This is a genomic window from Enterobacter cloacae complex sp. 370H10, assembly GCF_050031535.1.
In the GTDB taxonomy this organism is placed as follows: Bacteria; Pseudomonadota; Gammaproteobacteria; order Enterobacterales; family Enterobacteriaceae; genus Enterobacter; species Enterobacter intestinihominis.
Genome location: NZ_JBLGWG010000001.1, coordinates 4,651,317 through 4,676,540, shown reverse-complemented (window position 1 = coordinate 4,676,540; position 25,224 = coordinate 4,651,317). Strand labels below are relative to the sequence as shown.

The following is a 25,224-nucleotide window of genomic DNA, read 5'->3' as shown; positions in this document are numbered from 1 at the left end:
GGCCGGGGTGAGGGGGGAGGCCTACTCTTTCCTTCTTCCCCGCATCCCCTGAAACAGCTCTGCCACTTCCACAAAATAGTCCGTCAGATAGTTAATACAGACCTGCACCTTCAGCGGCAGCTTGTCCTTTTCGGTATAGAGCGCGTACACCGGGCGCGGATCCGACTGGTAGCGCGGGAAGAGGATCTCCAGTTCGCCGCTGTTGATCTCGTTGATCACCCACATCAGCGGCACGTAGGCGATCCCGGCCCCGGCCACCAGCCAGCGTGAGATGGTCATCGGATCGTTGGTCACGAAGCGGCCTTCAGGCAGCAGTTTGGTGGAAAGCCCTTCTGGCGCGATCAGTTCAAATTCGTTATCTGGGCGAACGCTGTATTCCAGCCACGAGTGGTTGCTAAGATCGGCAGGTTTTTCCGGTACGCCATACTGTGCCAGATAGCTTTTCGAAGCGCAGACCACCATCGGCATGCTGCCCAGTCGACGCGAGAACAGGCTCGAGTCCTGCAATGCGCCAACGCGGATCACCACGTCTAACCCATCGGCAATCAGATCCGGTGCCGGAATACCCGTTACCAGATTAACGGTTAAACCGGGATACTCTTTCAGCATTTCCGCCGTCATGGCAGCGAGAACATTTTGTGCCATAGTTGAAGAACACCCGATACGCAGCGTGCCGATAGGCGTGTTGTTAAAGGCGTAGAGCTGCTCGTGAACATCCTGCACTTCATGCAGCATTCGACGGCAGCCCTGATAGTAAATTTTACCCGCTTCCGTCAGCCCAATGCTGCGGGTGCTGCGGTTGAGCAGCTTCACCTGGAGCTCATCTTCCAGTTTTGACACTGTCTGGCTAATGGATGAGACGCTCATTTGTAGCTGACGTGCTGCGGCGGTAAAAGAGCCTTGCTCAACCACTTTCGCAAAGACGGACATGCGTTTTAGACGTTCCATTATTCACTCTGGCTTAAAAGTGATTTAGATCACATATGATAGATAACAGCATAACAGTTACGTTAATATATTATTAATTACATAACGGCTGCGCCACTCTCGCCCGGCAATTCATGCTCTCCTGCGGCGGCGTGAGCTTAATAATCCAGTAACCTGCATCTCTTTAATCAAGGTCAACATGAGTCTGTTTCCCGTTATCGTGGTGTTCGGTCTGTCGTTCCCACCGATATTTTTCGAGCTTCTTTTATCACTGGCGATCTTCTGGCTGGTGCGCAAGGTGCTGGTCCCTACCGGGATTTATGATTTCGTCTGGCATCCTGCATTGTTTAATACCGCGCTGTATTGCTGCCTGTTCTATTTAATATCGCGCATGTTTGTCTGAGGTTGATGTGAAAACGCTAACAAGAAAAATCTCCCGCACTGCCATCACTATGGCGCTGGTCATCCTGGCGTTCATCGCTATTTTTCGCGCCTGGGTTTATTACACCGAATCCCCGTGGACGCGCGATGCGCGTTTCAGCGCGGAGGTGGTCGCGATAGCGCCCGATGTCGCCGGTCTCATTACGGCGGTCAATGTCCACGATAACCAGCTGGTGAAAAAAGATCAGGTACTGTTCACTATCGACCAGCCGCGCTATCAAAAAGCGCTGGAAGAAGCGGAAGCCGACGTAGCGTATTACAACGCGCTGGCCGCTGAAAAACGCCGTGAAGCAGGACGTCGTAACAAGCTGGGCATCCAGGCCATGTCCCGGGAAGAGATTGATCAGTCCAATAACGTGCTGCAAACCGTGCTGCATCAGCTGGCAAAAGCGCAGGCGACGCGCGATCTGGCGAAGCTCGATCTGGAACGTACCGTTATCCGCGCCCCGTCCGATGGCTGGGTAACCAACCTCAACGTCTATGCGGGTGAGTTTATCACGCGCGGCTCTACGGCCGTGGCGCTGGTGAAACAGAACTCTTTCTACGTCCTCGCCTATATGGAAGAGACCAAGCTGGAAGGCGTGCGTCCGGGCTATCGCGCCGAAATCACGCCGCTCGGCAGCAACCGGGTCCTGAAAGGAACCGTGGACAGCGTGGCCGCGGGGGTGACCAACGCCAGCAGTACCAATGATTCAAAAGGGATGGCGACCGTCGATTCTAACCTCGAGTGGGTTCGTCTGGCGCAGCGCGTACCGGTACGCATTCGTCTGGATGAGCAGCAGAGCAACCTCTGGCCCGCAGGCACCACGGCGACGGTAGTGATCACCGGTGAAAAAGACCGTGATGCCAGCCAGGACTCTATCTTCCGTCAAATCGCCCATCGCCTGCGCGAGTTTGGTTGATCGCTATGGGCATTTTTTCCATCGCCAGCCAGCACATCCGCTTCGCCGTGAAGCTGGCATGCGCCATTGTGCTGGCGCTGTTTGTTGGCTTCCATTTCCAGCTTGAAACGCCGCGCTGGGCTGTTCTGACCGCCGCGATCGTCGCCGCCGGTCCTGCCTTCGCGGCGGGTGGCGAGCCTTACTCCGGGGCAATTCGCTATCGCGGGATGCTGCGTATTATCGGTACCTTTATCGGCTGTATCGCCGCCCTGACCATTATCATCCTGATGATCCGCACGCCGCTGCTGATGCTGATTGTATGCTGTATCTGGGCGGGTTTTTGCACCTGGGTCTCTTCGCTGGTGAAGGTGGAGAACTCGTACGCCTGGGGCCTGGCGGGATATACCGCGCTGATTATTATCATCACCATTCAGAGTGAACCGCTGCTTGCTCCGCAGTTCGCCGTGGAACGTTGCAGCGAGATTGTCATTGGTATCGTCTGCGCGATTGTCGCCGATCTGCTCTTCTCTCCGCGATCCATCAAGCAGGAAGTCGATCGTGAGCTGGACGCGCTGATTGTTGCCCAGTACCAGCTCATGCAACTGTGCATTAAGCACGGCGACAGCGAAGAGGTCGACAAGGCCTGGAGCGCGCTGGTGCGCCGCACGCAGGCGCTGGAAGGGATGCGCAGTAATCTCAATATGGAGTCTTCCCGCTGGGAGCGTGCCAATCGTCGTCTGAAAGCGATCAATACCGTCTCGTTAACGCTGATCACCCAGGCGTGTGAAACCTACCTGATTCAGAACACTCGCCCCGAAGTGGTAACGGATACCTTCCGCGAACTGTTTGATGAGCCTGTGGAGACAGTGCAGGACGTGCATCGACAGCTTAAACGCATGCGTCGTGTGATTGCCTGGACGGGGGAACGGGATACGCCAGTCACCATTTATACCTGGGTTGGCGCCGCAACGCGCTACCTGCTACTGAAACGCGGCGTGATTAGCAACACCAAAATCAGTGCGGCGGAAGAAGAGGTGTTACAGGGCGAAGTGGTGATCAAACCGGAATCCGCCGAGCGTCATCATGCGATGGTTAACTTCTGGCGTACCACCCTGGCCTGTATACTCGGCACGCTGTTCTGGCTGTGGACCGGCTGGACGTCCGGCAGCGGCGCGATGGTGATGATTGCCGTCGTTACCGCGCTGGCGATGCGTCTGCCCAACCCGCGCATGGTCGCTATTGATTTTCTGTACGGCACCATTGCGGCGTTACCCATTGGCGCGCTCTACTTCCTGGTAATCATCCCCTCGACGCAGCAAAGCATGCTTTTGCTCTGTATCAGCCTGGCGGTGATGGCGTTCTTTATCGGGATTGAGGTACAAAAACGCCGTCTGGGATCGTTAGGTGCGCTGGCGAGTACGATTAACATCCTCGTGCTGGATAACCCGATGACCTTCCATTTCAGCCAGTTCCTGGATAGCGCATTAGGCCAGCTGGTGGGCTGTTTCCTGGCGATGATGGTGATCCTGCTGGTGCGGGATAACTCTCAGGCGCGGACAGGGCGCGTGCTGCTCAATCAGTTTGTGTCGGCCGCCGTATCGTCCTTGACCACCAACACCGCGCGGCGCAAGCAGAACCACCTTCCGGCCCTTTACCAGCAACTGTTCCTGCTGTTGAATAAATTCCCGGGCGATGTCGCTCGCTTCCGTCTGGCGTTAACCATGATTATCGCGCACCAGCGTCTGCGGAACGCGCCAGTGCCGATCAACGACGATTTGTCCGCTTTCCACCGCCAGCTACGGCGAACGGCGGACCATGTGATATCGGCATCCAGTGATGACAAACGTCGCCGCTACTTTAAGCAACTGCTGGAGGAGCTGGATATCTACCAGGAGAAACTGCGAGTCTGGGAAGCCCCGCCGCAGGTTACCGAGCCGGTAGAGCGGCTGGTGTTTATGCTGCACCGCTACCAGAATGCGCTGACAGACAGCTAACGAAGAGAAAACCGACGCCAAAAGCGTCGGTTTTTTTGTGGCTATACTTATTCTTGCAGGTTCAAACATTCAGGAAGGGAGGACACATGACAACCCAGACTCTTCAGGACAGTATTCTTTTTCAGACCGGGTATCTGGTTAACGGTATCTGGAAAACACTCGACACCACGTTTGATGTGCTAAACCCGGCCACGGGCGAGGTGGTTGCGAAAGTGGCGAAAGCAGGGAAAGCCGAAACCGAAGAGGCCATTGCGGCCGCGACGAAAGCCTTTCCCGCATGGCGCGCAAAAACGGCAAAAGAGCGTTCCACGATCCTCTATCGCTGGTATGAACTGATTATCGAGAACAAAAGCTGGCTCGGGCGGCTGATGACCACCGAGCAGGGCAAGCCGCTGAAAGAGGCTGAGGGCGAGGTGGACTACGCTGCCAGCTTTATTCAGTGGTTTGCGGAGCAGGCCAAGCGCGCTAACGGTGAAATCATTCCTCCGGTTAAACCCGGCTCCCGTATTCTGGCCACTCGTGAACCTGTTGGGGTGGTTGCTGCTATCACGCCATGGAATTTCCCGATGGCTATGCTCACCCGTAAGCTCGGCCCGGCGCTGGCAGCAGGATGTACCGGCGTCATCAAGCCTGCAAACAACACGCCGCTGAGCGCCTTTGCGCTGCTGACGCTGGCGAAGCAGGCCGGTGTGCCGGATGGTGTGCTGAATGCGGTCGCGGGGAGCACCTCAGAAATTAGCGACGCCATTATGGCCAGCCATGACGTGCGCAAAATCTCGTTTACGGGGTCAACCGCCGTCGGGAAAACGCTGGTTCGCAATTCCGCTGAGACCATGAAAAAGGTATCGATGGAGCTGGGCGGCAATGCGCCGTATATCGTTTTCGAGGACGCGGATATTGAGGCCGCCGTCAAAGGCGCCATCGCCAATAAATTCCGTAACGCCGGGCAGGTCTGCGTCAGCGTAAACCGTTTCTATATTCAGGAGACGGTCTATGACAAGTTTGTCAATCAGCTTGCCGATGCGGTGAAGGCGCTGAAGGTGGGTAACGGTCTGGACGAGGGCGTCGTTGTCGGCCCGCTGATTGAGCCTTCGGCTGTCGAGAAAGTCCGTGAGCACGTCGAAGATGCGGTAGCGAAGGGGGCCACGGTGCTGGCTGGGGGTAAACCGCACGAACTTGGCGGCAACTTCTGGATGCCAACCGTACTCGGTGACTGCCATGAAGGCATGAAGCTGGCAGAAGAAGAGACCTTTGGTCCCGTTGCCGCCTGCTTCCGCTTCACGTCGGAAGACGAAGTGGTTATGCGCGCTAACAATACGCCTTACGGGCTGGCGGCCTACTTTTATACCCAGAATCTCTCGCGCGTGTTCCGCGTCTCACAGGCCATTGAGAGCGGCATGATCGGAATTAATGAATGTGCGGTCTCGACCGAGCTGGGTCCGTTTGGGGGCGTAAAAGAGTCCGGGCTGGGACGCGAGGGGTCCGTGCTGGGGCTGGAGGAGTTTCTGGAAGTTAAAACCCTGCATATCGGGGGCTTATAATAGACAGGGCGGCATCTGCCGCCCGCCTGTACCGGGTGGCTGGCAATGAAAATTTATACCTTTGATTTTGACGAAATTGATAGTCAGGAAGACTTCTACCGCGAGTTTATCCGGGCGTTCGACCTGGAGCGGGGCAGCGTAAACAATCTTGATATGCTGTGGGATGTGGTTACCGGCGACAGGCTGCCGTTACCGCTGGAGATCGAATTTACCCATCTGCCTGAAAAACTGCGCAGACGCTTTGGCGCATTGATTTTATTGTTTGATGAAGCGGAGGAGGAGCTGGAAGGGCAACTGCGTTTCAACGTGCGCCAGTGATAAAAAAGCCCCTGACCGGGAGGTCAGGGGCAAGTCGTATGATGAGATACGACGAGGGTTTATTTGTACAGTTCTGCGGTAGCGTGCCAGTGGTCGCCACTGCGCGCTTCGATGATGCGATAAGATGACGCACCCTGTTCTTCCGCTTTTTTGTTCAGCATTTCGTGCATGTCCATCGGAGAAGTACCGATGGCACCAACAGAAACGGTCCCGATAGCCTGACGGGATTGTGCCTGTTCGGCGTTAATAGTGTCGGCTGCAAACGCACCGAATGACAGGACTGACAGTACGCTCAGGGCAGCTACAGTGGTTTTAATTTTCATGATTATTTACCTCGTCAATTATTTTACTGGGGTCTTTGTTCTGTGACCCTCATCACAAAATCAAGTATACACTAATCACGCAAAAAATTAATACCAGACTAATGGTTTCGCCTGTTATTACGTGTTAAAAACATCATTTTTTATAACGGGAATGAATAAAAAAGGGCGTTACTCTGCAGGTGTTATTATTTTTTATTATGTAAATCAATTGGATAGGTGGCTTTGATTTTTAGTGCGATTTTACGGCAGATCATTCACTGAATGAATGTTAACAGGCGGTAAAAAGCACTATTTGCAAAAGCAGCAGGCAGAGAAAAGCAGGGTAAAACGAGGCGGCAGCAGAATGATCCCCGCAGCCAGGCGCTACGGGGCAGAAGATTACAGTTCCTGTTCGAACAGGACCAGAATCGCTTCGTAGAGGTCTTTCACCGAGAAACCATTTGCCGGGGTCGTAAAAATGGTGTCATCGCCGGCGATGGTCCCGAGGATCCCCTCTGCTTTACCCAGCGAGTCCAGCAGGCGGGCAATCAGCTGGGCTGCACCCGGGCTGGTGTGGATCACGACCACGGCATCGTTATAGTCAATGTCCAGAACCAGGTTTTTCAGCGGGCTGGAGGTCGTTGGCACGCCAAGTTCAGCAGGCAGGCAATAAACCATCTCCATTTTGGCGTTGCGCGTACGCACTGCACCAAACTTGGTTAACATGCGGGAGACCTTCGACTGGTTGATGTTGTCGAAGCCTTGCTCCTGCAACGCCTGAACAATTTCTCCCTGAGAACTGAATTTCTCTTCTTTGAGTAGCGCTTTAAACGCTTTCACTAATTCTTCTTGCTTAGACGAGCTTCGCATAAGTCACCCGGAATATGACGATAGAAACAACATTATTATGCATGTGGATGAATTTTTATGCAAATTATCTACCTGGCACCAGGCTGAAATAATGTTATGAAAGGGAGAGATTTTATCAGATTTCGTTATCAGAAAACATGCCTGGGTCACGCCGCGCAAATAAGCTTAAAAGTAAATTAAATGTTATCAAAATGATGTTGTTTTGGTGGCGTGGCAGGGTGTATTGTAACCCCCTCTTAATTCGTTGTTGCCCACAGCCTGATAGCATTCGGGTGAAGGTCAAAGACGTGCGACCTCAAATTCTTTAGCGATGAAAATTGTAATTAATGACGTGCTGAATTATGGTCGCCGCAACGGAGTTACAGATACTTAAGTTAACCATAATAAGGAGTTTAGGATGAAAGTCGCAGTCCTCGGCGCTGCTGGTGGTATCGGCCAGGCGCTTGCCCTACTACTGAAAACCCAACTGCCTTCAGGCTCAGAACTCTCCCTGTACGATATTGCTCCGGTAACCCCAGGTGTGGCGGTTGACCTGAGCCACATCCCGACAGCTGTGAAAATCAAAGGCTTCTCCGGTGAAGATGCGCGTCCTGCGTTGCAGGGTGCCGATGTGGTGCTGATCTCCGCGGGTGTTGCACGTAAACCGGGTATGGATCGTTCAGACCTGTTCAACGTCAACGCGGGCATCGTGAAAAACCTGGTTCAGCAGATTGCTGAAACCTGCCCGAAAGCGTGCATCGGTATCATCACCAACCCGGTGAACACCACCGTTGCCATCGCAGCAGAAGTGCTGAAGAAAGCGGGCGTTTACGACAAGAACAAACTGTTCGGCGTAACTACGCTGGATATCATCCGTTCCAATACCTTCGTGGCTGAGCTGAAAGGCAAGCAGCCAACGGAAGTGGAAGTGCCGGTTATCGGCGGACACTCTGGCGTGACCATCCTGCCTCTGCTGTCGCAGATCCCGGGCGTGAGCTTCACCGAGCAGGAAGTGGCTGACCTGACCAAACGTATTCAGAATGCAGGCACCGAAGTGGTGGAAGCGAAGGCGGGTGGCGGTTCTGCAACCCTGTCTATGGGCCAGGCGGCGGCGCGTTTCGGCCTGTCTCTGGTTCGCGCGCTGCAGGGCGAGAAAAACGTGGTTGAATGCGCTTACGTAGAAGGCGACGGTGAACACGCGCGCTTCTTCTCTCAGCCGCTGCTGCTGGGTAAAAACGGCGTTGAAGAGCGTAAGTCTATCGGCACGCTGAGCGCGTTTGAGCAAAACGCGATGGAAGGCATGCTGGATACGCTGAAGAAAGACATCACGCTGGGCGAAGAGTTCGTTAACAAGTGATCTTGTCCCGGTAAAAAAAACGGAGCGCTAAGCTCCGTTTTTTTATGCCCGTCAGTTAGTGGCCGGGTATTCCTGGATGGTGACCTGAATCGTGAGCTTCTTGTCATTACGCATGACTTCTACGGGGATGATAGAGCCCGGTCGAATTTCCGCCACCTGGTCCATCGTTTCAAGCGCAGAGACCGCCGGCGTGCCGTTGACGGAAAGAATAACGTCGTTCACCTGGATACCTGCATTGGCCGCCGGGCCGCCAGGTGCCACTTCGTTGACCACAATCCCCTGGATCTGATCGATACCACCGCCCTGCGTATGCATCGGCGCGATTTCACGCCCGCCAATACCGATGTAGCCACGGATCACGCGGCCATCGCGGATCAGCTTGTCCATGATCTTGGTCGCCAGCTGGAACGGAATGGCAAAGCCAATCCCTTCCGGTGTTTCGCCATCGTTGCTTTTGTCGAAGGAGAGGGTGTTAATGCCCATCAGTTCGCCCAGAGAGTTCACCAGCGCACCGCCGGAGTTACCGTGGTTGATCGAGGCATCGGTTTGCAGGAAGTTCTGCCGCCCTGACGGGTTCAGTCCAATTCGACCTGTCGCGCTGATGATCCCCTGAGTGATGGTCTGGCCCAGGTTGTACGGGTTACCGATCGCCAGCACCACATCGCCGATATGCGGCGTTCGTTTGCGATTAATCGGGATAGTCGGCAGACCGCCCGTGGCGTTGATCTTCAGCACCGCCAGATCGGTCAGGCTGTCCGACCCCACCAGCAGGGCTTCAAACACGCGGCCATCCTGCAAGGCGACGATAATCTGGTCGGCATCGTTGATCACGTGTTTATTGGTGATGATGTAACCCCGGTCATCCATGATCACACCGGAACCGAGCGTGCGGATCTCCAGCTGGTTATGAGCGGAACTGTTAAGCCCGCGGTTATAGACGTTAACCACGGCGGGGGCGGCACGGCGTACCGCCTGATTGTACGTTGCAGGCGTTTCATCCGTGCTGTCGAACTGAGGAGCCGACAGTTTGTTGAACTGGCGTAAAGATGGCATAGCCACCAGCAGCAGACCGGCAACGATCAAACCAATGACAATTGAACGAAAGAGCTTTAAAAGCATGATGCGTGTGTCGTTAAAAAAGGAACGGTTTGCAGCATAACATGAGTTATCCGGACATCACACGCAGCGGCGATGCCCGGAGTCGCAAATGGTTAACGCAGTAAAATGTAGAGGGTGTCGTTGCCACGGATAATTTGCAGGGCAATGACCGCCGGTTTACTCTCCAGCACCTTACGCATTTCGGCAATAGACTGCACGCGAGTGCGGTTCACGCCCACGATCACGTCGTCCTGATGTAAACCTGCCTGCGCGGCTGGACTGCTTTTCTCAACGGCAGTGACAGAAATGCCTTTCGTGCCGTCTTTAAGCTGACCGTCGCTCAGCGTTGCGCCCTGTAGCGCCGGGGAGATCTGTTCTGCACTGGCGGAAGAGGAAGTGCTCTTGTCCAGTGTCACTTCCACGGTCAGCGGTTTGCCCTCGCGGATCAGGCCCAGCTTCACTTTAGCGCCAGGCTCCGTGGTGGCAATACGCGAACGTAATTCAGCGAAGCTGCTCAGCGGTTTATCGTTCAGGCTGACAATAACGTCACCGGATTTCACGCCCGCTTTCGCAGAGCCTGAGTTGGGCAGCACTTCGCTGACAAACGCCCCGCGCTGGACGTTGAGCTTAAAGGCTTTGGCGATATCGGCGCTCATCTCCATGCCTTTAATGCCCAGCAGCCCGCGCTTAACCTCGCCAAACTGTATCAGCTGTTGAGACAGGGTTTTCGCCATGTTACTCGGAATGGCAAAACCAATCCCGATGCTGCCGCCGCCTGGTGCGAGGATAGCGGTATTAATGCCGATCAGTTCGCCGTTCAGGTTAAGCAGCGCACCGCCGGAGTTGCCCCGGTTGATGGAGGCATCGGTCTGGATGAAATTTTCCAGCCCTTCGAGATTCAGGCCGCTGCGCCCCAGGGCAGAGACAATCCCGGAGGTGGCGGTCTGCCCTAAACCGAACGGATTACCGACCGCGACGGCAAAATCACCCACGCGCAGCTTATCGGAATCGGCGATGGCGATCTGGGTCAGGTTGCTGGGGTTTTGCACCTGTAGCAGGGCGATATCACTCTGATCGTCACCGCCGATCAGTTTGGCGTCAAACTCCCGGCCATCGTTCAGCTGAACGCTGATTTTATCAGCCTGGCTGATCACGTGGTTATTGGTCAGGATATAGCCTTTGGCCGCGTCGATAATCACGCCCGAACCAAGGCCTTCAAACGGCTGAGCCTGCTGATCCGGCGCCTCTTCGCCAAAATATTTCTTCAGCTCTTCGGGAATACGCTGGCTTTGGCGTGCCGTTCCTTCCACCTGAACGCTGACTACCGCAGGCAGGACTTTTTCAAGCATCGGCGCAAGGCTGGGAATGGCTTCTTGTCCTGGCACCTGCGAAGGTAGTGCCGCACTGGCGGGGAAGGACGCCGAGAGAGATAACCCGACACTTAACGCTAAGGCGCTCAACAGCTGGTTTTTTTTCTTCATCGATGCTGACTCTCGTATCCTGGAATGAAAAAGAACGGCCCCAAAAACATCTTGATGTTATTGAATTTTCAACCGCTGAACAATGAGGTGTTTGACTAAATAATAGCTGGGGACGGGAAGAAAGGACGGGCGCATAAGGTGCGCCCGTAAAATTTATTCAGGTTGTGCGATTAATCGCGTTTTACGCCACCGCGCAGCAGGCCGGACGCGCCGTCTGAATAGTCGCGTGGCATCTGAACCGGTGCCTGATCGTTACCGGCTTCAGAGTCCGCCAGACGATTGCGGAAGGGGTTGCTCTCCGCGGTCATTTCCGGCAGCAGGCTGCTGGAGCTTTTCGCCATGTGCTGGTAGAGCTGGCGATAATCTGTCGCCATGTTGTCCAGCAGCTCAGCGCTACGGGCAAAGTGGCTGACCAGCTCTTCGCGGTATTCTTCCAGTTCGGCTTTGTTCTTTTCCAGTTCGTATTGCAGTGACTGCTGCTGACGCAATTTGCGGTTACCGAAACGCATGGCCACAGCACCAATGATGATGCCGACGACTAAACCGATTAGCGCATATTCCCAGGTCATGAACTTCTCCCGTTGTCTTGTTGTTCCGTAGGGTGTTGGCTCGGCTCCTGCCTGTGCCTGATTATGCCACTATAACCGCTATTTCCGCAGAAGTGGAATCCTGACGTATCATCGCGTAGTGTAGAACGGCCTTTTTTTCATCAGCCACGCGCGCTGATGAGGTTTAACTAAAGGAATAACAATAACATCATGCAAAACCTGTCCCCATCATCGCGTTACCAACTCGCCCTGAGTGAGGGCACACACCAGCCGGATGATGTCCAGCGTGAAGCGGTAAACCGCCTGGACACGATTTACCAGGAGCTTCTGGCGAAACCCGCCGATGCGGTGCAGAGCAGTGGGCTGAAGGCGGCATTCGGCCGTTTACTGGGCAAAAAAGAGCCCACGGTAAACGCACCGGTTCGTGGCTTATATATGTGGGGCGGCGTTGGGCGGGGTAAGACCTGGCTGATGGACATGTTCTACCAGAGCCTGCCCGGCACGCGTAAGCAGCGTCTGCACTTTCACCGTTTTATGCTCCGGGTCCATGAAGAGCTGACGGCGCTCCAGGGCGAAACCGACCCGCTGGAAATCGTGGCGGACCGCTTCAAAGCGGAAACGGACGTACTCTGCTTCGACGAATTCTTTGTTTCCGATATTACGGACGCGATGCTGCTGGGGGGGCTGATGAAAGCGCTGTTTGCGCGTGGGATCACCCTGGTGGCGACCTCAAATATCCCGCCGGATGAGCTTTATCGCAACGGTCTCCAGCGGGCGCGTTTCCTGCCAGCCATAGATGCCATTAAGCAGTACTGCGACATCATGAATGTCGACGCTGGCGTCGACTATCGTTTGCGCACGCTGACGCAGGCGCACCTGTGGCTTTCACCGCTGAATGCCGACACATCCCGCGAGATGGATAAACTCTGGCTGGCGCTGGCAGGGGCGCCGCGGGATAACGCGCCAGCGCTGGAGATTAATCATCGTCCGTTGCCGACGCTTGGCGTAGAGAACCAGACGCTGGCCGTCTCGTTTGCAACGCTCTGCGTGGACGCCCGCAGCCAGCATGACTACATTGCGCTTTCGCGACTGTTCCATACCGTTATGTTATGGGATGTGCCCGTCATGACCCCTCTCATGGAGAGCGAAGCGCGCCGCTTCATCGCGCTGGTGGACGAGTTTTATGAGCGCCACGTCAAGCTGGTAGTCAGTGCCGAGGTGCCTTTATATGAGATCTATCAGGGCGAGCGCCTGAAGTTTGAGTTCCAGCGCTGCCTGTCGCGCCTGCAAGAGATGCAGAGCGAAGAGTACCTCAAGCGTGAGCATATGCCATAAATGCTACCCTCTCCCCGTGGGCTGAGGGATCCCCAGTAATTTTTTTATGCAGAAGCAATAAAGTTGCTTTCTAAATGACTGAGGGCTGTCAGCGATGCCCTGGTCCGGCTGTAAATCGCTGAGGCGTTTGCCTTCCGGCCGGGGCGAGGCGCAGGGATGCGCCGAGAGGGCGGCTTTACAGGGACGTTGCCTCCGCCCGTACCCGATAAGCCGGAAGGAATAAGCCGAGGGCACCGCGAAGCGGCGATTTACCGCCGGGAGCCCGGGTCGCCAGGGTGGTGGCGACTGAGCCACCCTGGCACGTTCACCGGTCATGTCGTTACAGAGTAGCAAGGAACATAAAGTGAACGGAATGACCACCACCGCCGTATGTTCCCCTCACCCTAACCCTCTCCCCGGAGGGGCGAAGGGATTGCTCAGTGCTCGCATTAATTTGTGGGGAACCCTCAGCCCCGTGGGAGAGGGGCTGGGGGTGAGGGCACCAGGCCTTAACAAACGCTACCCTCTCCCCGTGGGAGAGGGGCTGGGGGTGAGGGCACCAGACCGCACAATACGCAACCCCGAAAAACCCATCCCAAATCACATTTAAGGGTCGATCTTTGACCTCAACTTCTCTATAATCTTGCGACCCCACGTTACGAGAAGGTTTTTTTCCCGAAACTTTCTATGTGTCGGCATGTGCTATTCGAAGGGGTAGGTTTGCCGGACTTTGTCGTGTGAACCTCAACTGACTAAACGTTTGGGTGTTCACCAACGTGTAACTTATTATTTGGGTAAGCTTTTAATGAAAACTTTTACAGCTAAACCAGAAACCGTACAGCGCGACTGGTATGTTGTTGACGCGACCGGTAAAACTCTGGGCCGTCTGGCTACTGAACTGGCTCGTCGCCTGCGCGGTAAGCATAAAGCGGAATATACTCCGCACGTTGATACCGGTGATTACATCATCGTTCTGAACGCTGACAAAGTTGCTGTTACCGGCAACAAGCGTACTGACAAAATGTACTACCACCACACCGGCCACATCGGTGGTATCAAAGAAGCGACCTTTGAAGAGATGATTGCCCGCCGTCCTGAGCGTGTGATTGAAATCGCGGTTAAAGGCATGCTGCCAAAAGGCCCGCTGGGTCGTGCTATGTTCCGTAAACTGAAAGTTTACGCAGGCAACGAGCACAACCACGCGGCACAGCAACCGCAAGTTCTTGACATCTAATCGGGATTATAGGCAATGGCTGAAAATCAATACTACGGCACTGGTCGCCGCAAAAGTTCCGCAGCTCGCGTTTTCATTAAACCGGGCAGTGGTAAAATCGTAATTAACCAGCGTTCTCTGGAACAATACTTCGGTCGCGAAACTGCCCGCATGGTAGTTCGCCAGCCGCTGGAACTGGTTGATATGGTAGAAAAACTGGATCTGTACATCACCGTTAAAGGTGGTGGTATCTCCGGTCAGGCAGGTGCGATCCGTCACGGTATCACCCGCGCGCTGATGGAGTACGACGAATCCCTGCGTTCTGAACTGCGTAAAGCTGGCTTCGTTACTCGTGACGCTCGTCAGGTTGAACGTAAGAAAGTGGGTCTGCGTAAAGCACGTCGTCGTCCACAGTTCTCCAAACGTTAATCTATTCTGCTTACGCAGAACGATTGGCGAAAAACCCGCTTCGGCGGGTTTTTTTATGGATAATGCGCAGGTTATCCACAGTAACATTTCATATATCTTCTCTTTTTCCACATTTCCGGCATCCCCTCACCACAAAGCCATCAAAATCTGGTAAACTATCATCCAATTTTATGCCCAAATATCGGTGAATACTCGATTTTTGTTCGATTCTTGAACAATGTGTTTTCTCTGGGATGGGCGATACATCATCTGGCTGGCCCCGTTGGGCTGGTAGCAGTAAAAATTCTGAATATACCTGGAGGTTTTCATGGCTGTCGCTGCCAACAAACGTTCGGTAATGACGCTGTTTTCTGGTCCTACTGACATTTATAGCCATCAGGTTCGTATCGTGCTGGCCGAGAAGGGTGTCAGTTTTGAGATCGAGCATGTGGAAAAGGATAACCCGCCTCAGGATCTGATCGATCTCAACCCGAGCCAAAGCGTACCGACGCTGGTGGATCGCGAGCTGACCCTGTGGGAATCCCGTATCATTATGGAATACCTGGATGAGCGTTTCCCGCATCCGCCGCTGATGCCTGTTTACCCTGTTGCGCGTGGTGAAAGCCGCCTGTACATGCAGCGTATCGAGAAAGACTGGTACTCGCTGATGAACGTTATCGTTAACGGTTCCTCTTCAGAAGCGGATGCTGCGCGTAAACAGCTGCGTGAAGAGCTGCTGGCGATTGCGCCGGTATTTGGTCAAAAACCTTTCTTCCTGAGCGATGAGTTCAGCCTGGTAGATTGCTACCTGGCACCGCTGCTGTGGCGCCTGCCAACCCTGGGCGTAGAATTCAGCGGTCCTGGCGCGAAAGAGCTGAAAGGCTACATGACTCGCGTATTCGAACGCGACTCTTTCCTGGCATCCTTAACTGAACCGGAGCGCGAAATGCGTCTCGGCCGAGGCTAATGACTGTGGAAATGTCACAACTTTCACCACGCCGTCCGTATCTGCTGCGCGCCTTCTATGAATGGCTGCTGGATAACCAGCTCACGCCGCACCTGGTTGTGGATGTGACGTTGCCGGGCGTGCAGGTTCCAATGGAATACGCACGCGACGGACAGATTGTACTGAATATTGCGCCACGTGCAGTGGGTAACCTGGAACTGGCGAACGACGAAGTGCGCTTTAATGCGCGTTTCGGCGGCGTGCCGCGTCAGGTTTCCGTTCCGCTGGCTGCGGTTCTGGCTATCTACGCCCGTGAAAACGGTGCAGGTACCATGTTCGAACCGGAAGCGGCTTATGATGAAGAGGTCGCCAGCCTGAACGATGATGGGACATCCGATGAACGTGAAAGCGACACGGTAATGTCTGTGATTGATGGCGATAAACCCGACCATCACGACGACAATGACCCTGATGACGATCCGCCTCCGCGCGGTGGTCGTCCGGCACTCCGTGTCGTCAAATAAACTTCATAAAGCACAATGTTTTTCCCGAACCTGCACAACTGTGCAGGTTTTTTTATTTTCTGCATAAAATTACTCTCTAAAAAACTTGTGTCTTTGCAAAAGATATCGGTCTATTAATTGGCATGGGATTAATCTTGTTGGGATATTTTCGGTAGGACAGTTAAATTTATCTTCAATAATGTTTTATTTTAATTTGATTGTATCCGATATCACCCTGTGAAAATATATACATGCGTTAACAAAAACGGATTTTCTTTTAAGGACAAATTATGAATATCACTTTTAAAAAATTATTTTCATCTGCTGCTATTTGTGCAGCCCTCGCCATGTCAAATGCACACGCTGCTAATGATGTGACGTTGAAAGTTATTGGTAATATCGTTCCTGGTTCCTGCGTACCCTCACTGCCAAACGGTGGAGTGGTAGATTATGGCACAATGCCAGCTTCTACCATCAATCCAACTGGCACGGCGAATACACTGGTTCAGTTGGGGGCTAAAAGTATTACTCTCACTATTACCTGTGACAGCGATACCAGCGTTGGGGTGACTTCTACGGATAACCGCCATGATACTCGTGTGGGCCTGGGGAGCGCCGCTTATATTGAAAATGGGTTTTTCGATAATGTAAATGCTAACGCTTCAGGAAACGCCTATGGCTTGGGTAAAACGAGTGCGGGTGTGAATATTGGCTCCTATGTCATTGCAGCAGATCCCGTTAATACAACAACAGATGGTGTTGTCGCTGATCTCATTGCAGCCACAGGTACCGATACATCAAATTATACCTGGGTAAAATCCAGTACGGGTGCTTTTGCACCAGTTAACAGTGGCACAGGCCAGACACGTGTCTTTACGGCTGCTGCATCGGGAACCACCACACCAAAAGCTTTTAAAGTTATGAATATGCCGTTACGCATTACGACTGCGCTTCAGGACAACACTGTATTGGGTACAGGCGATACTATCACGCTTGACGGTAATGCCACGCTGAGCCTTGTTTATCTTTGATATTCGTTATTGCTAAATGCTGTAGAAAATAAATCGGGAAATGAAAATAATGGAATTTAAAAAAGTACTCTCGGCAGCAACCGTCGCCGTAGCCTTCGGTTTATCCGCTTTTGCTGCCCAGGCCGCTAACGATGTTACGCTGAAAGTTGTCGGTACGATTAACCCGGCTGCATGTACGCCGACCCTGCCTGATGGCGGCGTTGTAGATTATGGAACGGTACTGAACCAAAATATTGCACCGACCGGTGCGACAAACAAGCTGGTACAATTGGGGCAGAAAAGCATCACGCTAAATATCAGTTGCGAAAGCAACATGAGCGTTGCTTTTACCTCCACCGATAACCGCCTGGACAGTCGCGTTAACCTGTCTTCAACCGCGTTTATCGCAGGTAGCGGTACGGATAAATCAGACTTCAGCAACACCGCTGGTGCCTTTGGTCTGGGTAAAACCACCGCTGGCGTGAGCATTGGTGCTTACACCGTTGCCATCAATACTGAAGCGGTCACAGCGGATGGCGCGAATGTTGACACCCTGGTAACAGGGAGCATCACTGAAGGCCAGCGTTCCTGGGAGAAAGTTGCGCCAGGCCTGGGTTACCTCTGCTCGCTTAATGGCTGCACGGGCTACCAAAAAGCGAATACCGTAGCAACAGCCGGTGCCACGCAGCCAAAAGCCTTCAAACAGCTTAGCGTGCCGTTGCTGGTTACCTCTGCAGTGCAGGATAACTCGGTATTAGGTACGACTGACGTAATTACGCTGGACGGTAACGCAACCATTAGTCTGGTATATCTCTAATAATTTAACGCTTAATTAACGTGGCAATGGTTAGAGTATTTAAAAGCCATTGTCACGCTTTTTTTGCATTAAAATAGCTTTCTCTGCCGCAAGAATAATAAAAATAATGCCGGTATGATTTTTATTTATTTATGTGAGTGGAAAGTCATGAAGAAAATTCTATATCTTGCGTTGTTGGCTGTAGCGACAAAGTGTTGTGCCACCGGTATGGTTCCAGAAACATCGGTTTTATTAGTCGATGCACAAAAAGGCGAAGCCAGTATGAATGTTAAAAATACGGATTCGCAACCTGCATTGCTTTATACAAACATTGTAGATTTACCTGATAGCGATAAATCTATTCGTTTAATCGTTTCTCAACCTGTAGTCCGTGTCGACGCCGGGGAAACACAGCGAATGCGTTTTCTGCTGCAAACCAGCAAACCCATGAAGTATGAAGAACTTAAACGCGTCACGTTCGAAGGCATTCCTCCAAAGGAGAAAGGAGAAGATAAAGTTGCGTTGACTATCCGCCAGGATCTTCCTGTTGTAATTCATCCTGCGGGTCTACCTGAGGAGACGCAGCCATGGAAATTTTTGACATGGAACAAAAAGGGTGATGGCCTGGTTATCAACAATCCCAGCGATTACGTTGTTCGTATAACGGCATCCTTTAAAACATTACCCTCAGGAAAAGCGGGTGTGCTGGATAAGACCTACATCCTTCCTCACACCTCGATAAAAACAACATTACCAAATTTCTCTGATAATAAAGTTGAATTCTATCCGGCGAGTCGTTACGGCTATAAAGGGGATCGCTTTACTACAGATTTGAAGTAAGCCTCTATAAGGACAGCAAAGGATATGCAGCAAAAAACGTTACTCGCCTGTCTCATTGGCCTGGTCTGTTCTGGCCAGGCGATGGCTCAGCAGATGGAGACTGCTGCCATTAATTTTGATCAGGAAACGCTTCGTTCACTGGGGATAAACCCGGACGTATCAAATTATTTCTCTCGCAAGACGAAGTATTTACCGGGTAGCGTTTCCGTCGCCCTGAAGGTGAATGGTGATAATAAAGGCAACGTTATTGCTCGTTTCGACAACAACGGCGATCTCTGTTTCGACAAACCTTTTATGGAGCAGGCAGGATTAAAAGTTCCCTCTGACTATGAGTCCGGCTGCTACGATTATACCGGTCATATCCCGAGCGCTATTGTGGAGGCTTCGCCTGCGCAAGAATCTCTAAGTCTGGTTGTACCGGCGGATCGGATAGCAAACAGCGAATCGGATATCGGAGCTTATACTTCCGGTGGCACTGCTGCGCTGTTGAATTATTCTCTTCTCTCCTCGCGCAATGAGTTTGGTGACGGGCACTCTGACTATTCACAGGCCATGCTGGACGGTGGGGTCAATTTCGACGACTGGATCTTACGTACTCAGCAACTGCTGAGCCGGAGCGACGGAGAATTCGAGAGTAATAACTCGTCGACCTATTTGCAGCATACTTTTGTCCCCCTGAAAAGTACCCTGAGGGCGGGCGAGGTCAATATCAATAACTCCCTTCTTCAGGGAACGGAATCTATGGTATCGAGCTTTCACCGGAGAGCGCCTTACAACAGGGCGGTAGCGGAGTGAGCGTGTCCGGTATCGCCAATACGCCTCAGGCCCGTATTGAAGTGCGTCAGCAAAATGTTCTGGTGTACAGCACACTGGTGCCGGTCGGGCCGTTTAATCTCACCGATGTGCCGGTACGTAACGGCGTTAGCGATCTGAACGTGACGGTAGTGGAAACCGATGGCAGCCAGCACAGCTATGTGGTGCCCGCAGCGCTGTATAACCAGAGCGCAGGGGCGCCTTCAGGATATCACTTCGCGCTGGGACGAGTGAGCGATAGCTATAGTGAAACGCCATGGGTAGCCAGCCTTTCTGGAGGCTGGAAACTAAGCGAACGGGTGAATGTCAACGCAGGCTCAATCGTAGGCGAAGATTACCAGGCTGTCGCCACCAGCCTTGATACAGTGCCGCTACCAGCCTGGCTTGTTTCACTCCAGGCGAACCAGTCCAACGATTCGAAAGATTCACTGAAAGGGCAGAGGTACACGCTATCGGCAACATGGAGTTCTGACCCCGCATTTGGCATGGGGGCTAACGCCTCTGTTACGCATAAATCGCAAGACTATCGCGAACTTTTTGAAGCACTGGATGATGATTTCGACAGCGGTAATAAAAATGAGTATTCCGCCGGGCTGACCTGGAGTGTGCCCTACTTAGGCACGCTTAGCACCAGCTACTACCAAACGCAGGGTTATGATAAGTCAGATGATTCCCGCTTCATCTCTGCGGGTTGGAACAAGTCATTCAAGTACGCCACGATTTCCATGAACTGGCAACATCAGTTGAGTGCAGATGAGGAGAATGAGGATGATGGCGATCTGTTCTACGTCAACCTCAGTATTCCTTTTGGTGCCAGCAATAGCGTAAGCCTGTACAGCCGTCATGATGACCATAAAACGCGGTATGGCGCCTCTGCGCTTGGCGTTGTAAGTGATACCACATCCTGGTCGCTGGGAGCTGAACACGATCAGGCCACGAATCGCGATAATGTAAACGGTGGGATAAGCAGCAACCTTCACTATACGCAGCTTGGCCTGAGCGCCAGTTCGGATAACGAGAATAGCCGCAGCTGTTCAGGATCGCTACAGGGGGGCATCGCGGTTCATGGACAAGGCGTTACGTTCTCTCCATGGGCGATCCGCGACACGTTCGCGATCGCTGCTCTGGATAAACCCGTCTCCGGTGTGAGGATTGACACGCCCCAGGGGCCGGTATGGACCGACTTCCGTGGTCAGGCAGTGGTACCGTCAGTGGGAGCCTGGCGCCCAGCGCGGGTAGAAGTGGATACGGAAACATTGCCGAAAAATATGGATATCGGGAATGGAACCCGTGTCGTCACGCTTGGCAAAGGAGCGGTAGGGCATCTTGATTTTACTGCGTTAACCCAGCGACGTGCACTGGTGAACGTTACCCTGGCAAACGGTAAAAAGCTGCCGAAAGGGATCGCCCTTGAGGATTCGCACGGAAATTATCTTACGACCTCAGTGGATGACGGCGTGGTCTTTTTTAACGATGTTGAACCTGCTCAACAGGTGGTGGCAAAACTGGATAACGGCACCTGTGCATTTGGTCTGAAGCTTCCGAAAGAGGCAAATACCGATACATTCTATGAAACTGTCAATGAGGTGTGTAAATGAAGGCGCTTATTTTAGCCGTGTGCGCAATGGCGTTTTCTCTGCATGCTATGGCTGACTGCCAGTTAGTATCAAGCCAGCAAAAACTCAGCTATGGCCGTATGAGTGCCGCAGAGCGCCAGGCGGAAGGGAACAGGTTGATTGAGATGCCGGAGAAACAGATTGTCCTGAACGTGATATGCGATGAACCGTCGCGTATTCGTCTCTTTCTGGGCAGTAACGTACCGAAAGGGCATGAATTTGGTTTTGGTGATAACGGCGTCATGCGCGTTACTGCCGCGCAGGCAACGGTGGACGATCGTACAGTCAATCTGGCGGCTATCCATGCCGGCGACCCGTGGGTTACCAATGGCGGCGTGAGAGAGATCGCGCCAGCGCTTAACGAAGGGATTGCGTTTATCAACGGTCAGGAGCTGCGGGGAAAAACGGCGTCTGTCACGCTTACCATCAAACCGCGCTTCAAAAGTAACCATATTACGGACAGAGAAGTGTGGCGCGGAAATTTACGCGTAAGGATGGATGTACAATGAAAAAGCGTATAGCGCTATTACTCTGCGGAATGTCTGCCGCTTCAGCGGTATGGGCAACTGATACGGTCAATATTGATGTGGATGTCACCGTTGACGCTGCCGCCTGTACACCGGCGTTGAGCAATGGCGGTGTGGCAGATTTCGGCACGCGCTATGCGGGGTCGCTCTCCTCCAGCGCATTCACACAGCTTGGTACTCGCGATCTTACACTATCGGTGACGTGTGAATCTTCTACGGGAGTTGCGATTACCGCGCGTGATACCCGCGCCAGTTCCGTGGTCGTTGGCAAAGATAAATCCGGGCAAGAAGGGGTAAAATTCCAGATAAATAACGGTGCCTATGTGCGTGATACGACCCGCCTGTTTGGTTTAGGATTGACCAGCGAGCAGAAGCCGATTGGCAGTTATGGGGTGCAAATTAACGCGGCAGGCGTGACGGCAGCCGACGAAAGTGCCGCTGTTCAGGTGGAGATCGCCGGGGCCGCGACCAAAAATGGTCCATGGACGCGCACGACGCTATTGCCCTTGCCGACCCAGCAGGACTTTTTCTATACGTTTGTGCAAAAAGGCACGGATATTCCGCAGCCGATCTCATCGGCGGTTGTTCCGCTACAGGTGAGCGCCGCTGTCGCCAACGGGCTTGGCAGCGGGCAAGAGATCAAGCTGGACGGCGAGGCGGTGATTACGCTGGTCTATTTATAATCTCTTTCTGCAAAAGAATATCGAAAATAGACGCGCCAGTTCACCGCTGGCGCCGCGCTTACCAGGTCTGCAAAGAGGCTGCGGTTTGTAGACCTGATAAAGCGTAAACAGGCTGATACGTCTCCGGATGAGATTTCCTGAAACGATAATTACCGTTTAAAGGTCACCGCTTCCGGCTGCGTCAGATGCAGCGTTGTCTGGCTGGGTACCGTCTCGGCGATAACCCGCCCGTGACGAACAGAATAACGCGCAGGCGTCTGGCGACGAACCGCATCAAAGCCATTTTCGGCCGGTAAAACAACCAGGTTCGCAGAATTACCCACCTTCACGCCGTAGTCCTGCAGGTTGAGCGTTTTCGCGCTGTGGGTGGTGATCAGATTCAGCCCGTCGTTAATCTGCCCGTACCCCATCAGCTGGCAGACGTGTAAACCCATATGCAGCACCTGCAACATATTGGCGGTGCCCAGGGGATACCACGGATCGAAAACGTCATCATGCCCAAAGCAGACGTTGATCCCCGCCTCCAGCATCTCTTTCACGCGCGTTACGCCGCGGCGCTTAGGATAGGTGTCGAAACGGCCCTGAAGGTGGATGTTCACCAGCGGATTGGCGACGAAGTTGATGCCCGACATTTTCAGCAAACGAAACAGGCGGGACGCGTAGGCGCCATTATAGGAGTGCATCGCTGTGGTATGGCTGGCGGTAACGCGCGCGCCCATCCCATCACGGTGCGCCAGCGCGGCGACGGTTTCCACGAAGCGCGACTGTTCATCATCGATTTCGTCGCAGTGTACGTCGATCAGCCTGTCGTACTTCTGCGCCAGTGCGAAGGTTTTGTGCAACGACTCCACACCATACTCGCGGGTAAATTCAAAGTGCGGAATTGCGCCAATAACGTCCGCCCCCATACGCACCGCCTCTTCCAGCAACGCTTCACCGTTGGGATAAGAAAGAATGCCCTCCTGGGGGAACGCCACGATTTGCAGATCGACCCACGGGGCGACCTCCTGCTTCACTTCCAGCATCGCTTTCAGCGCCGTCAGCGTGGGATCGGAGACGTCAACGTGAGTACGCACATGCTGAATGCCGTTGGCCATCTGCCATTTCAGCGTCTGCATTGCGCGGGTCTTAACATCTTCGTGGGTGAGCAGCGCCTTACGTTCAGCCCAGCGCTCAATCCCCTCGAATAAGGTACCAGACTGGTTCCAGCTCGGTTCACCAGCCGTTTGAGTGGTATCCAGATGGATATGCGGCTCAACGAAAGGGGGAATGATCAGCCCGCCTTCAGCATCAAGCACCTGGCCCACCGGTGACGATGCCGCGTCCTGCGGTTCAATACGGCTAAAGCGCCCGTTTTCAATTGCGATCTGCCATAACCCCTCTTGCCCCTGTAAACGGGCCTGACGAATGGTGAGGGTATTATTCTGCATGGGGAGCCTCCGGGGCGGTAGCAAAGGTACGTCTGACTAAGGGGGTTAACAGAAGGTAGCTGAATACGCCACCGAGGACCGCATTCACCGGCACTATACCGGGAATAATATTCCCGGCAGCCACGCCGAGCGCGACCGAAAGAATGGCTACCCAGTTGACCGGCACAAAGGTAGCGCTATGGAAGCTGGCGTAGCGGCGGCGGTTGATCAGATAGTCGGCGATAATCACCCCACCGACGGGAGGGATCGCCGCCGACAGAAAGGTGAGCCAGCCGACAAAGTTATTGTACAGCCACAGCGCGCAGAGCGTGCCGATAATACCGTTAACCACCGACAGCGTGCGGCTGGAAAGGCCGGTCACGTTGGCAAAGCCCAGACCCGACGCATAGAGCGCGTTGTCGTTGGTTGTCCAGATGTTCAGGCCGAGAACGATAATGGCGGGCAGCAGTAGCCCCTGAGCGATCATCACGTCCGAGATATCCGCCTGTCCAACTGCCGCGGCGCCTGCCGCACCGAAGATAAACATCAGCGAGTTGCCAAGGAAAAACGCCACCATTGCCACCACCACGGCGCCTTTCGCGTTACGCCCAAAGCGGACGAAGTCGGCGGTCAGCGTTCCGGCGCTGATGAAGGAGCCGACGACCAGCGCCAGCGCGCCTGAAAAACTGAGCGGGGTCTGCGGCACCATCGCTTTTAAATGATCCAGCCCGCCCACGCCGTCCACCGCCAGCCAGACGGAGTAGCTGCCGAGGATAACTATCGCGGGAACGGCGATGATCGACAGAATCGTCAGCGCTGAGATACCAAAGAAGATGGTCATGGTCATCAACAGACCGGATACCGCGATCAGGATATTGACGTCGATGCCCGTGGCTTTACTCACCGGGATGGCAAACATCGCTACGCCGACGCCAAACCATCCTACCTGCGTACCGCCTAAAAGCATGGAGGGAAGCCAGGAACCTTTTATACCGAACGAGTAACGCGCAAGAAGATGGGTTGAGAGGCCGGTTTTTGCGCCAATGTAGCCAAGAAAAGCAGTGTAAATACCGAGGAGGAGATTGCCGAAGAGAACTGCGAGGAAGAAATCATTATAGGAAAGACCGGTACCGAGCGTACCTCCGGTCCACATACTGGCGGAAAAAAAGGTTAACCCTAACATCACAAAAGTGAGTGGAATCACGCCTTTCCGCGCCGCCAGAGGGACGGGGCCCTGGCTATAATTGTTATCTTGCGACACAACGCCTCCTTGAGTTTTGGCCAAAAAATCCGCCGCATAATATACATTTTTTTCATGAAAGCAAACGTTTACGTCAGGATTTACGCTGCTTTTTTGCTTAAAAAGGTATCATTAACTTAAGGGCAGGCTACTGAAAACAGGCTCCCCA

Annotated in this window: 24 protein-coding genes and 1 pseudogene; 17 read left to right on the top strand and 8 right to left on the bottom strand. The window is 53.5% G+C overall.

What is annotated here, in order from left to right; translation table 11 throughout:
• Nucleotides 1-21: 21 nt before the first annotated feature.
• Complete coding sequence (gene aaeR / locus ACQG2Q_RS23075) at nucleotides 22-948, bottom strand: HTH-type transcriptional activator AaeR (protein ID WP_022649561.1); 927 nt, start codon at nucleotides 946-948, stop codon at nucleotides 22-24.
• A gap of 178 nt (nucleotides 949-1,126) precedes the next feature.
• Here aaeR and aaeX point away from each other — a divergent pair, with 178 nt between their 5' ends.
• From aaeX to ACQG2Q_RS23050, 5 genes are all read left to right on the top strand, one after another.
• Entirely contained in the window at nucleotides 1,127-1,330 is a 204-nt protein-coding gene (gene aaeX, locus ACQG2Q_RS23070) for a p-hydroxybenzoic acid efflux pump operon protein AaeX (protein WP_003860416.1), read from the top strand.
• A gap of 7 nt (nucleotides 1,331-1,337) precedes the next feature.
• Nucleotides 1,338-2,270 (top strand): p-hydroxybenzoic acid efflux pump subunit AaeA, encoded by a 933-nt coding sequence (aaeA, locus tag ACQG2Q_RS23065; RefSeq protein WP_023298740.1) that lies wholly within the window; start codon nucleotides 1,338-1,340, stop codon nucleotides 2,268-2,270.
• A 5-nt stretch (nucleotides 2,271-2,275) separates the two neighbouring features.
• A complete protein-coding gene (gene aaeB / locus ACQG2Q_RS23060) occupies nucleotides 2,276-4,243 on the top strand; it encodes a p-hydroxybenzoic acid efflux pump subunit AaeB (protein ID WP_023298739.1) in 1,968 nt (655 codons plus the stop codon).
• Nucleotides 4,244-4,329: 86 nt separating this feature from the next.
• Nucleotides 4,330-5,784, top strand: coding sequence for an NAD-dependent succinate-semialdehyde dehydrogenase (locus ACQG2Q_RS23055; protein WP_063850421.1), 1,455 nt, complete (start codon nucleotides 4,330-4,332; stop codon nucleotides 5,782-5,784).
• A 45-nt stretch (nucleotides 5,785-5,829) separates the two neighbouring features.
• Nucleotides 5,830-6,102, top strand: coding sequence for a barstar family protein (locus tag ACQG2Q_RS23050; protein WP_022649557.1), 273 nt, complete (start codon nucleotides 5,830-5,832; stop codon nucleotides 6,100-6,102).
• 59 nt (nucleotides 6,103-6,161) lie between these two features.
• Here the strand turns inward: ACQG2Q_RS23050 and yhcN are convergent, their stop codons facing one another.
• Both yhcN and argR read right to left on the bottom strand, forming a co-directional pair.
• Nucleotides 6,162-6,425: a peroxide/acid stress response protein YhcN gene (gene yhcN / locus ACQG2Q_RS23045; RefSeq protein ID WP_006812160.1), complete on the bottom strand. Its 264-nt coding sequence runs from the start codon at nucleotides 6,423-6,425 to the stop codon at nucleotides 6,162-6,164.
• Between the two features lie 378 nt (nucleotides 6,426-6,803).
• Nucleotides 6,804-7,274 carry a transcriptional regulator ArgR gene (argR, locus tag ACQG2Q_RS23040; RefSeq protein ID WP_003860428.1) on the bottom strand — a complete coding sequence of 157 codons (471 nt, stop codon included), beginning with the start codon at nucleotides 7,272-7,274 and terminating at the stop codon, nucleotides 6,804-6,806.
• A gap of 397 nt (nucleotides 7,275-7,671) precedes the next feature.
• Here argR and mdh point away from each other — a divergent pair, with 397 nt between their 5' ends.
• The gene (mdh, locus tag ACQG2Q_RS23035; protein WP_023298737.1) at nucleotides 7,672-8,610 is read left to right on the top strand and encodes a malate dehydrogenase; all 939 of its coding nucleotides are present in this window, start codon (nucleotides 7,672-7,674) and stop codon (nucleotides 8,608-8,610) included.
• A gap of 51 nt (nucleotides 8,611-8,661) precedes the next feature.
• Here the strand turns inward: mdh and degS are convergent, their stop codons facing one another.
• From degS to zapG, 3 genes are all read right to left on the bottom strand, one after another.
• The gene (gene degS / locus ACQG2Q_RS23030; protein ID WP_003860430.1) at nucleotides 8,662-9,729 is read right to left on the bottom strand and encodes an outer membrane-stress sensor serine endopeptidase DegS; all 1,068 of its coding nucleotides are present in this window, start codon (nucleotides 9,727-9,729) and stop codon (nucleotides 8,662-8,664) included.
• 92 nt (nucleotides 9,730-9,821) lie between these two features.
• Complete coding sequence (degQ, locus tag ACQG2Q_RS23025) at nucleotides 9,822-11,189, bottom strand: serine endoprotease DegQ (RefSeq protein ID WP_022649555.1); 1,368 nt, start codon at nucleotides 11,187-11,189, stop codon at nucleotides 9,822-9,824.
• A 170-nt stretch (nucleotides 11,190-11,359) separates the two neighbouring features.
• Complete coding sequence (gene zapG / locus ACQG2Q_RS23020) at nucleotides 11,360-11,758, bottom strand: Z-ring associated protein ZapG (RefSeq protein WP_022649554.1); 399 nt, start codon at nucleotides 11,756-11,758, stop codon at nucleotides 11,360-11,362.
• 189 nt (nucleotides 11,759-11,947) lie between these two features.
• Between zapG and zapE the strand changes: the two genes are divergently transcribed.
• The 11 genes and pseudogenes from zapE to ACQG2Q_RS22965 all read left to right on the top strand — a co-directional run bounded on the left by zapE (nucleotide 11,948) and on the right by ACQG2Q_RS22965 (nucleotide 22,406).
• A complete protein-coding gene (gene zapE / locus ACQG2Q_RS23015; RefSeq protein WP_046620908.1) occupies nucleotides 11,948-13,072 on the top strand; it encodes a cell division protein ZapE in 1,125 nt (374 codons plus the stop codon).
• 784 nt (nucleotides 13,073-13,856) lie between these two features.
• A complete protein-coding gene (rplM, locus tag ACQG2Q_RS23010; RefSeq protein WP_003860434.1) occupies nucleotides 13,857-14,285 on the top strand; it encodes a 50S ribosomal protein L13 in 429 nt (142 codons plus the stop codon).
• Between the two features lie 15 nt (nucleotides 14,286-14,300).
• Nucleotides 14,301-14,693 carry a 30S ribosomal protein S9 gene (rpsI, locus tag ACQG2Q_RS23005; protein WP_003860436.1) on the top strand — a complete coding sequence of 131 codons (393 nt, stop codon included), beginning with the start codon at nucleotides 14,301-14,303 and terminating at the stop codon, nucleotides 14,691-14,693.
• 307 nt (nucleotides 14,694-15,000) lie between these two features.
• The gene (gene sspA, locus ACQG2Q_RS23000; RefSeq protein WP_003860438.1) at nucleotides 15,001-15,639 is read left to right on the top strand and encodes a stringent starvation protein SspA; all 639 of its coding nucleotides are present in this window, start codon (nucleotides 15,001-15,003) and stop codon (nucleotides 15,637-15,639) included.
• A 5-nt stretch (nucleotides 15,640-15,644) separates the two neighbouring features.
• Complete coding sequence (gene sspB, locus ACQG2Q_RS22995) at nucleotides 15,645-16,142, top strand: ClpXP protease specificity-enhancing factor (protein ID WP_032622090.1); 498 nt, start codon at nucleotides 15,645-15,647, stop codon at nucleotides 16,140-16,142.
• A 269-nt stretch (nucleotides 16,143-16,411) separates the two neighbouring features.
• Nucleotides 16,412-17,152 carry a DUF1120 domain-containing protein gene (locus ACQG2Q_RS22990; RefSeq protein WP_022649551.1) on the top strand — a complete coding sequence of 247 codons (741 nt, stop codon included), beginning with the start codon at nucleotides 16,412-16,414 and terminating at the stop codon, nucleotides 17,150-17,152.
• A 49-nt stretch (nucleotides 17,153-17,201) separates the two neighbouring features.
• Nucleotides 17,202-17,948, top strand: coding sequence for a DUF1120 domain-containing protein (locus tag ACQG2Q_RS22985; protein ID WP_063849780.1), 747 nt, complete (start codon nucleotides 17,202-17,204; stop codon nucleotides 17,946-17,948).
• Nucleotides 17,949-18,095: 147 nt separating this feature from the next.
• Nucleotides 18,096-18,767, top strand: coding sequence for a fimbria/pilus chaperone family protein (locus tag ACQG2Q_RS22980; RefSeq protein ID WP_022649549.1), 672 nt, complete (start codon nucleotides 18,096-18,098; stop codon nucleotides 18,765-18,767).
• A 24-nt stretch (nucleotides 18,768-18,791) separates the two neighbouring features.
• A pseudogene (locus tag ACQG2Q_RS22975) lies at nucleotides 18,792-21,178 on the top strand (fimbrial biogenesis usher protein).
• The gene (locus ACQG2Q_RS22970) at nucleotides 21,175-21,705 is read left to right on the top strand and encodes a hypothetical protein (RefSeq protein WP_032626444.1); all 531 of its coding nucleotides are present in this window, start codon (nucleotides 21,175-21,177) and stop codon (nucleotides 21,703-21,705) included. The pseudogene ACQG2Q_RS22975 and the gene ACQG2Q_RS22970 overlap by 4 nt, the downstream one beginning before the upstream one ends.
• On the top strand, nucleotides 21,702-22,406 hold the full coding sequence (locus ACQG2Q_RS22965; RefSeq protein ID WP_022649546.1) for a DUF1120 domain-containing protein: 705 nt from the start codon (nucleotides 21,702-21,704) through the stop codon (nucleotides 22,404-22,406). The genes ACQG2Q_RS22970 and ACQG2Q_RS22965 overlap by 4 nt, the downstream gene beginning before the upstream one ends.
• A gap of 149 nt (nucleotides 22,407-22,555) precedes the next feature.
• Here ACQG2Q_RS22965 and ACQG2Q_RS22960 read toward each other — a convergent pair whose 3' ends face one another.
• Complete coding sequence (locus ACQG2Q_RS22960; RefSeq protein ID WP_058677026.1) at nucleotides 22,556-23,836, bottom strand: cytosine deaminase; 1,281 nt, start codon at nucleotides 23,834-23,836, stop codon at nucleotides 22,556-22,558.
• Nucleotides 23,826-25,076, bottom strand: coding sequence for a cytosine permease (gene codB, locus ACQG2Q_RS22955; protein WP_063849781.1), 1,251 nt, complete (start codon nucleotides 25,074-25,076; stop codon nucleotides 23,826-23,828). Before codB ends, ACQG2Q_RS22960 begins: the two co-directional genes overlap by 11 nt.
• Between the last annotated feature and the right edge of the window lie 148 nt (nucleotides 25,077-25,224).

Bases quoted from the DNA above. Each gene is read 5' to 3' on its own strand.
- aaeR (WP_022649561.1), bottom strand. From the start codon at position 948: ATGGAACGTCTAAAACGCATGTCCGTCTTTGCGAAAGTGGTTGAGCAA.
- aaeX (WP_003860416.1), top strand. From the start codon at position 1,127: ATGAGTCTGTTTCCCGTTATCGTGGTGTTCGGTCTGTCGTTCCCACCG.
- aaeB (WP_023298739.1), top strand. From the start codon at position 2,276: ATGGGCATTTTTTCCATCGCCAGCCAGCACATCCGCTTCGCCGTGAAG.
- ACQG2Q_RS23055 (WP_063850421.1), top strand. From the start codon at position 4,330: ATGACAACCCAGACTCTTCAGGACAGTATTCTTTTTCAGACCGGGTAT.
- ACQG2Q_RS23050 (WP_022649557.1), top strand. From the start codon at position 5,830: ATGAAAATTTATACCTTTGATTTTGACGAAATTGATAGTCAGGAAGAC.
- yhcN (WP_006812160.1), bottom strand. From the start codon at position 6,425: ATGAAAATTAAAACCACTGTAGCTGCCCTGAGCGTACTGTCAGTCCTG.
- argR (WP_003860428.1), bottom strand. From the start codon at position 7,274: ATGCGAAGCTCGTCTAAGCAAGAAGAATTAGTGAAAGCGTTTAAAGCG.
- mdh (WP_023298737.1), top strand. From the start codon at position 7,672: ATGAAAGTCGCAGTCCTCGGCGCTGCTGGTGGTATCGGCCAGGCGCTT.
- degS (WP_003860430.1), bottom strand. From the start codon at position 9,729: ATGCTTTTAAAGCTCTTTCGTTCAATTGTCATTGGTTTGATCGTTGCC.
- degQ (WP_022649555.1), bottom strand. From the start codon at position 11,189: ATGAAGAAAAAAAACCAGCTGTTGAGCGCCTTAGCGTTAAGTGTCGGG.
- zapG (WP_022649554.1), bottom strand. From the start codon at position 11,758: ATGACCTGGGAATATGCGCTAATCGGTTTAGTCGTCGGCATCATCATT.
- zapE (WP_046620908.1), top strand. From the start codon at position 11,948: ATGCAAAACCTGTCCCCATCATCGCGTTACCAACTCGCCCTGAGTGAG.
- rplM (WP_003860434.1), top strand. From the start codon at position 13,857: ATGAAAACTTTTACAGCTAAACCAGAAACCGTACAGCGCGACTGGTAT.
- rpsI (WP_003860436.1), top strand. From the start codon at position 14,301: ATGGCTGAAAATCAATACTACGGCACTGGTCGCCGCAAAAGTTCCGCA.
- sspA (WP_003860438.1), top strand. From the start codon at position 15,001: ATGGCTGTCGCTGCCAACAAACGTTCGGTAATGACGCTGTTTTCTGGT.
- ACQG2Q_RS22990 (WP_022649551.1), top strand. From the start codon at position 16,412: ATGAATATCACTTTTAAAAAATTATTTTCATCTGCTGCTATTTGTGCA.
- ACQG2Q_RS22985 (WP_063849780.1), top strand. From the start codon at position 17,202: ATGGAATTTAAAAAAGTACTCTCGGCAGCAACCGTCGCCGTAGCCTTC.
- ACQG2Q_RS22980 (WP_022649549.1), top strand. From the start codon at position 18,096: ATGAAGAAAATTCTATATCTTGCGTTGTTGGCTGTAGCGACAAAGTGT.
- ACQG2Q_RS22970 (WP_032626444.1), top strand. From the start codon at position 21,175: ATGAAGGCGCTTATTTTAGCCGTGTGCGCAATGGCGTTTTCTCTGCAT.
- ACQG2Q_RS22965 (WP_022649546.1), top strand. From the start codon at position 21,702: ATGAAAAAGCGTATAGCGCTATTACTCTGCGGAATGTCTGCCGCTTCA.
- ACQG2Q_RS22960 (WP_058677026.1), bottom strand. From the start codon at position 23,836: ATGCAGAATAATACCCTCACCATTCGTCAGGCCCGTTTACAGGGGCAA.